Genomic DNA, 6,243 nt, shown 5'->3' with positions numbered 1-6,243 from the left:
CTGTGAATCACAACCGTTCGTCCAGTTCAATAAATTAATAGGTCCTGAGCCTAGTTCGGAAGCGCCGCCCGCCGCCTTGATGGCTTTATCAACAATCGACATGCCGATAACGTTAGCTTTTCCAACATTAATCCGCAAGAAGAATGTTGGAAAATCCATCCCAAGGATTTAATTTTTGTCGTCACCTACCAACATGAAGGACGCAAACACCGTAGGAGCTCGTCTTAAATCCTCCAGACTGGCCAAGGCTGAGCGGGAGGGAAGGCGTATAACTCAGGCAGAGGCCGCAGAGGCTGTTGGCATTAGCCGCAGCACACTCACAGCCTATGAGGGCGGCCACGATATTCCCGGCCGAGATACCATGCGGGCCTTAGCCAATTTTTATGATGTTTCCAGTGACTACCTTCTCGGAGATTCTTCGCCTCTTGCCGCAAATGCGGATGATGTCGCCCATGACGCGGAGGAGAGAGCCCTCCTCAAGCTTTGGCGCGTGATAGGCGAGGAAGAGCGGCGCAGCTTGATGGTCCTGCTTCGCGCGCAGATCGTCGCCAATAATGACGCCGCGTAACCCCTCGCCCTCGACTCTATCAAGCTGTGCCATGGCGTGAGTATGTCAGAACAAAACGAGAACATCAAGGCGATAAAAGGATGGCAATAGGCAAATATTGCTGAAATTGAAATCCAGACCAATCGTCACGTGAACGATATTTGACAGACCAAGCTGCAGGTCTCAAGCGCCATAGGAAACCCTATGGCATTTTAAGTGAAAATTTTAGGATGGTATGATAGATGGATGAAATGAGCACGACATTCCTCTCGATCAACTACGATGGTCCCGCCCTCGAAAGTGGCGAGATGGCGGTCGAGGACTTGGCCCCGGCGTTACTTGCCATGGGGAAGCTGTTCGATGAAGCAAACCGCGTCGTAAATGGTGATAGGTCAAGCCTTTCCGTTCGGGTAAAGGCAGGCTTCGTCCGTGGATCATTTGAAGTTGAACTTCACCTGATCCAAGGCTGGATTGGATACGCGAAAGACCTGCTGACCGGTCAGGACGCTACGGCCCTTGCCGCACTTTGCGCATTTTTAGGGATTAGCGGGAAAGACATTGGAATTGGGCTTTTCAAGCTTCTGAAAATCGCAAAGGGGCGGCAACCTACTCGGGCGCATATCATTGAAGATGGTAATGTGGAACTTGAGTTCCCAGACGATTCAGGGGAGATAATTAAAGTCACAGCCCCTAGGCAGACTGTCGATCTATTCCGGGATGTAAAGGTACGAAGGGCTGCTGCGTATGCGTTTAGACCATTGGAAAAAGAAGGCATTAATGTCATCTCTGTGCGCGTCACTGGAGAGAGCAAAGAGCGCGCTGAAGCTGTTGTCGGCAAGGATGATCTTATATCGTTCAAGTCACCGGAGAACTCCGATAGCCTTATTATAAGCTCACCTTCCACCAGCGCATTTTCCATCGTTAATCTGTCATTTAGTGATGATGGAAAGTGGAAGCTTAGCGATGGGCAGAACGTTGTATGGGCGTCCATTGAGGACGAGGATTTTATAAATGCAGTCAACAGGAATGAGGTATCATTTACGAAGGGAGACATCTTGCTGTGCGATGTCATCGTTCAGCAGTGGCAAACTGATGCCGGACTGAAGACAGAAACGCGGATAATCAAGGTGAAACAGCATCGGCACCCAGCCGCGCGCCAAATTGATCTCCCATTCAGTTAATTTTTCCTAATCCAATCCTGCTTGCCATCCCGGCCCTGCGCCGGGATATTTTTTATGAATAAATGTTAGATTGCCCAACTTTTATGTTGACGCGGAAAGTTAGATAATCCAACATTAGCTCATCAACCACGAAGGTGATGGGCAATGAACCAAACCACTCCACAAAAACCAATCACCCAGCAATGGGATTATGTCGCCACAAGCTGGGCTCTGGCCGCTCTGTATAACCCGTTCGTCCAGCTTGCCATCGGTGCGGCGTTCTGGACCGCGATGATTGCGTACGTCTGCCTCTCCCAGAGCGCGCCCGCCGTGACGGCGGACCTTCTGAACGTCCTATTCGCGCCGTGGAACATCTTGGCAGATCTGACTGGCCTTCCTCGCGCTCCGTATTTGGAGGGTTGAGGGGTGACTGATCCGAAATTCACAAAAGGGCCGTGGGCTTGGTTTGGTAGCGCTGGCGGATGCCCAGATGTTTACCTCGCTACAAAGCACTCTGGGCGCAAATACGTCATGAGCTTCCGGCGGTGGGGTATGCGCGGCGCTCAACCGCAGTTCCGATCTGGCAACGTGCTGGTTGATGCGAGCGAGCTTCTGAAATTTGAGGTCGGTGACAAGTCGATTGTCGGGATTGAAGCAGCAAGAAAAGATACGTCCGTTTATCGGTACCAGGTTCGCGGGATTGATTCTCCGGATGCCCACCTAATCGCCGCCGCGCCGGAGCTTTATGAGGCTCTAGACGCCTGCCTGTCTCTAGTACTGAGCCAAGAATTGCAAGACGGGTTTGAGAGCCAGCAAGGTCATATGGCCCGCGCCGCCCTCGCAAAAGCCCGAGGCGAAACATCATGATCGAAAAACGCTGCGGAAACTGTCGGCTTTGGGGCGACAATTTCTACAAGGAGAAACCTTGGAAAGGGATGTGCTCCGGAGACTGCGCCGCTGATGTTGTCATGGATGTGCCTGCATCATGGAAAAGCAACGCAGGAATGGCCGCCACTGACGGCGAAGATTGCCCCGTATGGCAAGAGATAGCCCCCTGATGCCCCCGCACTTCCCGGCTCGCGGGCCGGGTCATGTGGCCGCATTGGCCGAATGTTTCCCACGAGGGAGTTTGGAAAATGTCTTACAAAAACGAGGCGTACGAGAAGGCGCTTAACGAAGGCATGTTCAGCACTGAGGGGCTGACACCTTTTGTTGCCATCGAGGTGCAGAAATATGAAACGGCAATCGTAAACCTGCTGCGCGTAGCGGATGCGATGACCTTCCCGTTCTTCACTGACAACAGGTTTGCTGCTGTTGAGCTGGCCTTTGCTGAGGAAGCCATTGGCGACATGGTTTGCGCGGTGCGTGAGCTTCACGAAAAGAACCGCATGGAGCGCGGCCTTGTCGCACAAACGCGACATGATGCCATGCGTGGACTGGCGGTGGTGGCGTGATGGATATTGAAACCAACACGCTAGAAGACATCGAGGCCGAAAACGCGCTCATGGCCAGCATCGCAGTAAGCTGGGACGAATATACCCATCTGCATCCGCGCAGAGGTTCTCCTGATGTCCGGCTCCGCACGATTGAACGCATGGAGAAAGCCGTCAGGTCACTGGCTGACAGTGAACGACAGCAGGCCTCTTTCCGTCGTCGGGTTGCCCGGGGCGAGGTGCATTTGTTGGAGGGGGTAGCGTGAGCCTTATTAGCATGCCCGGCATCTACGATCTGCCCGAAGCAGAATACCATGCCGACCCCTGCCCCACTCCCAGCCTGTCCAATAGCGTGGCGCGCATCCTTTTGGATGAAAGCCCCATGCATGCGCATTTTGCTCACCCTCGCTTGAACCCGAACAGGGTTGAGACTGAGGTGACAGAAGTCATGCGCATGGGAACGGCTTTCCACTCCATTTTGCTCAGGAAGGGCGCGCCAGTCGTCGAGGTAAAGTTTGACGACTACAAGAAGAACGCGGCCAAAGAAAGCCGTGACGCGGCCATGGAAAGTGGCATGGTTCCGCTTCTGAGCGAGAACTATGACGCAGTGCACGAAATGTGCAGGCGCGCGCTCATTCAAATGAAGCAGCATCCTGACCTTGAGGGCTTTTTTGCTCCGGGGCAGTCAGAGGCCATTATCGCATGGCAGGAAGGGAATGACTGGTGCCGCAGCATGGTTGATCGCCTGCCCGATGATCTGCACCTCCCTGCCTTTGACCTCAAAGGAACCATGCTTTCAGCATCCCCCCTTAAATGGGACCGGAGGCTGGTGGATGCGTACCGCACTCAGGACCGTTTCTATAACCGAGGTCTGCGCGCAATTGAGGGCAGAGAGCGCCCCTCCATGCGCTTTGTCATTGTGGAGATGACAGAGCCGCATGCCGTCTCTGTGCTGACCCCAGCGCCATCCCTGCAAGCGGTGGCCGCAGAGGATGTTGATCGGGCAATCCAGATTTGGAGCGGCTGCATGCGCTCTGGCCATTGGCCCGGATACGAATACGTGGCGCATGTCGAAGCCCCAGGATGGCTCCTACGCGATCATGAAGAACAACAGTTGCGCGATGAAGCGCTGGAGAATGCACTATGACTTTCACAATCCGCCCAGCCGTACGTGGCAAGATTGGCCTGCTTTTTGGAATTGCAGGCGCGTCAGGCAGCGGCAAGACGTTTTCCGCCCTCACGCTGGCCGAGGGCATCAAGGGGGAAAATGGGAAAATCGCTGTCATTGACACGGAAGCGGGGCGCGCACTCCATTACGCCCCCAAGCCCGGTGATAAAGCTGACCCTGCCAAAGGCACGTTTGACTTTCTGCATCTGGACTTTCCGGCCCCGTTCACGCCCCAGCGCTACATTGAGGCGATCAAGGCGGCGGAAGATGCTGGCGCAACTGTTATTGTTATCGACAGCATGTCTCATGAATGGGATGGCGAGGGCGGTTGCTCCGATATGGCAGAGCAGGCCGCCATTGCAGCGGCTACAGACCGGAACGGTACCTTTCACGCATGGAAGGTTGACGCCATGACCGCCCCAAGCTGGAAGAAGCCAAAGCAGGCCCACAAGCGCATGATGGCGCGCCTTATCCAGACCCGGACACACTTGATCTTCTGCCTCCGTGCGCAAGAAAAGATCAAGTTTGAGAAAGTGACCGATGGGAACACGGGCCGGACGAAGAATGAAATCCGCCACCTTGGCTTTATGCCAATCTGCGAAAAGTCATTCATGTTTGAACTGTCTGGCTCCATGACCATGCACCCGGAAACGCCCGGCGAGCCACGCTACGACCTGCCCCGCAAGCTGAACCATGAACTGCAGGCGATATTCCCTGCCGGAGAACGCATCAGCTTTGATAAAGGCTTGCGGCTCAAGCATTGGGCCGAAACGGGCGAAGATAGGCCGCCAGTCGATAAGATTGCTGAAGGCGTGCGTGACCTTATCGAGCGTATTCAGGACGTGACCACCATTGAAGCCCTGCAGGTGATTACTGCGGATAAAGCGACCATCAAACAGCGGGAGTGGCTCACGAAAAACCGATCAGACCTTGCCGAGCGGGTGGACGATGCGGTGCAGGCCGCCCTGGATGGATTTGCAAGTGAAGATGCCGAGTTTGATGGGGCCGCAGCATGACACAGAAGAAACTAGAAATCATAGGCCCGTACACGCCGGAGCATGAGGGGCCGTTTTGTACGCGTGATGGTAGGCCGGTGCGATTGATAACTAAGGAAGATGGAAGCAAGGAATATCCCGTTGTAGGATATATTGAAGAGGCCGCACATCCTGCTTTGTGGCGAAGCAATGGCGACACCTACCATAAGAGACTGAGGCATAGCGAAAACAATATAAACGACCTCATGAACGCCCGCGAAGTCCCTGTGGCGCGGGAGTTTTGGGTGAATGAGTATAGGAATAGCGGATGGGGCGGAGTGTTTGAGACGGAGGAAAAAGCCGCCGAGTGGAAAGGTTCCTTTAACTTCATCCGCACAATCCGCGTCCGCGAAGTCCTGCCGGGAGAGGGTGCATGAGCGAGAAACCCACCGGCGTGTTCGTGCGGCTGCCGCTGAGTGATGAACAGAGAGCGAAAATTGTTGCAGAAATGATGTTTGCGCCGATCTCTGTATCGGGTGCCTTCGCGAAGGCGGCTTTGCGTATCGGAACACCTGTGACGGGCGGTGAGTTGGATGTAATTGGTTACGCCGATAGCAAGGAAATAGATTCTTTTACCCCAAGTGCGGATATTAACCCGTGTGCGGTTATATTTGCAGAAGAAATTACATCACACAGCATCCCCCTAGTCCGTCAGTCCGATGCCCAAGCCCGGATCGCGGCGCTTGAGGCTGAGATTGTTCGGAAAGACCGGCGCATCGCAGAACTAGAAGGAGAACTGTCGGGATTCCGCGCAGGATTATCTGAACTGATTGCGAAAGAAGTTGCAGCCCTGAAAGGCGGTGCGGCATGAGCGACGAACTGAAAAGCTGCCCGTTTTGTGGTGGAAAATCGCAAGTCATTAAAGGGTATAGGGTAAACATCAAGAGGCCGTTTTACCGAG

The 6,243-nt window shown here is 54.2% G+C and carries 11 protein-coding genes; all 11 read left to right on the top strand.

Annotation, left to right across the window (positions count from 1 at the left end):
• Nucleotides 1-175: 175 nt before the first annotated feature.
• On the top strand, nt 176-568 hold the full coding sequence (locus ABF979_RS16005; protein WP_415560695.1) for a helix-turn-helix domain-containing protein: 393 nt from the start codon (nt 176-178) through the stop codon (nt 566-568).
• 221 nt (nt 569-789) lie between these two features.
• Nucleotides 790-1,728 carry a hypothetical protein gene (locus tag ABF979_RS16000; RefSeq protein WP_415560694.1) on the top strand — a complete coding sequence of 313 codons (939 nt, stop codon included), beginning with the start codon at nt 790-792 and terminating at the stop codon, nt 1,726-1,728.
• Nucleotides 1,729-1,872: 144 nt separating this feature from the next.
• Nucleotides 1,873-2,130, top strand: coding sequence for a hypothetical protein (locus ABF979_RS15995; protein ID WP_415560693.1), 258 nt, complete (start codon nt 1,873-1,875; stop codon nt 2,128-2,130).
• A 3-nt stretch (nt 2,131-2,133) separates the two neighbouring features.
• Nucleotides 2,134-2,574, top strand: a complete 441-nt coding sequence (locus ABF979_RS15990; protein ID WP_415560692.1) for a hypothetical protein — start codon at nt 2,134-2,136, stop codon at nt 2,572-2,574.
• Nucleotides 2,571-2,765: a hypothetical protein gene (locus ABF979_RS15985; protein ID WP_415560691.1), complete on the top strand. Its 195-nt coding sequence runs from the start codon at nt 2,571-2,573 to the stop codon at nt 2,763-2,765. Before ABF979_RS15990 ends, ABF979_RS15985 begins: the two co-directional genes overlap by 4 nt.
• Before the next feature lie 78 nt (nt 2,766-2,843).
• Complete coding sequence (locus ABF979_RS15980; protein ID WP_415560690.1) at nt 2,844-3,161, top strand: hypothetical protein; 318 nt, start codon at nt 2,844-2,846, stop codon at nt 3,159-3,161.
• Nucleotides 3,158-3,406 carry a hypothetical protein gene (locus ABF979_RS15975; RefSeq protein ID WP_415560689.1) on the top strand — a complete coding sequence of 83 codons (249 nt, stop codon included), beginning with the start codon at nt 3,158-3,160 and terminating at the stop codon, nt 3,404-3,406. The genes ABF979_RS15980 and ABF979_RS15975 overlap by 4 nt, the downstream gene beginning before the upstream one ends.
• Nucleotides 3,403-4,287, top strand: a complete 885-nt coding sequence (locus ABF979_RS15970) for a PD-(D/E)XK nuclease-like domain-containing protein (protein ID WP_415560688.1) — start codon at nt 3,403-3,405, stop codon at nt 4,285-4,287. The genes ABF979_RS15975 and ABF979_RS15970 overlap by 4 nt, the downstream gene beginning before the upstream one ends.
• Nucleotides 4,284-5,324, top strand: coding sequence for an AAA family ATPase (locus tag ABF979_RS15965; protein WP_415560687.1), 1,041 nt, complete (start codon nt 4,284-4,286; stop codon nt 5,322-5,324). The genes ABF979_RS15970 and ABF979_RS15965 overlap by 4 nt, the downstream gene beginning before the upstream one ends.
• The gene (locus ABF979_RS15960) at nt 5,321-5,719 is read left to right on the top strand and encodes a hypothetical protein (RefSeq protein WP_415560686.1); all 399 of its coding nucleotides are present in this window, start codon (nt 5,321-5,323) and stop codon (nt 5,717-5,719) included. Before ABF979_RS15965 ends, ABF979_RS15960 begins: the two co-directional genes overlap by 4 nt.
• A complete protein-coding gene (locus ABF979_RS15955; RefSeq protein ID WP_415560685.1) occupies nt 5,716-6,153 on the top strand; it encodes a hypothetical protein in 438 nt (145 codons plus the stop codon). The genes ABF979_RS15960 and ABF979_RS15955 overlap by 4 nt, the downstream gene beginning before the upstream one ends.
• Nucleotides 6,154-6,243: the final 90 nt, after the last annotated feature.

This window comes from Gluconobacter sp. (assembly GCF_047723935.1).
Lineage (GTDB): Bacteria > Pseudomonadota > Alphaproteobacteria > Acetobacterales > Acetobacteraceae > Gluconobacter.
Note: the sequence above shows the minus strand (reverse complement) of the source record. Positions and strands in the feature narration are given on the sequence as shown.

Bases quoted from the DNA above. Each gene is read 5' to 3' on its own strand.
- ABF979_RS15960 (WP_415560686.1), top strand. From the start codon at position 5,321: ATGACACAGAAGAAACTAGAAATCATAGGCCCGTACACGCCGGAGCAT.
- ABF979_RS15980 (WP_415560690.1), top strand. From the start codon at position 2,844: ATGTCTTACAAAAACGAGGCGTACGAGAAGGCGCTTAACGAAGGCATG.
- ABF979_RS15995 (WP_415560693.1), top strand. From the start codon at position 1,873: ATGAACCAAACCACTCCACAAAAACCAATCACCCAGCAATGGGATTAT.
- ABF979_RS16000 (WP_415560694.1), top strand. From the start codon at position 790: ATGGATGAAATGAGCACGACATTCCTCTCGATCAACTACGATGGTCCC.
- ABF979_RS15965 (WP_415560687.1), top strand. From the start codon at position 4,284: ATGACTTTCACAATCCGCCCAGCCGTACGTGGCAAGATTGGCCTGCTT.
- ABF979_RS15985 (WP_415560691.1), top strand. From the start codon at position 2,571: ATGATCGAAAAACGCTGCGGAAACTGTCGGCTTTGGGGCGACAATTTC.
- ABF979_RS15955 (WP_415560685.1), top strand. From the start codon at position 5,716: ATGAGCGAGAAACCCACCGGCGTGTTCGTGCGGCTGCCGCTGAGTGAT.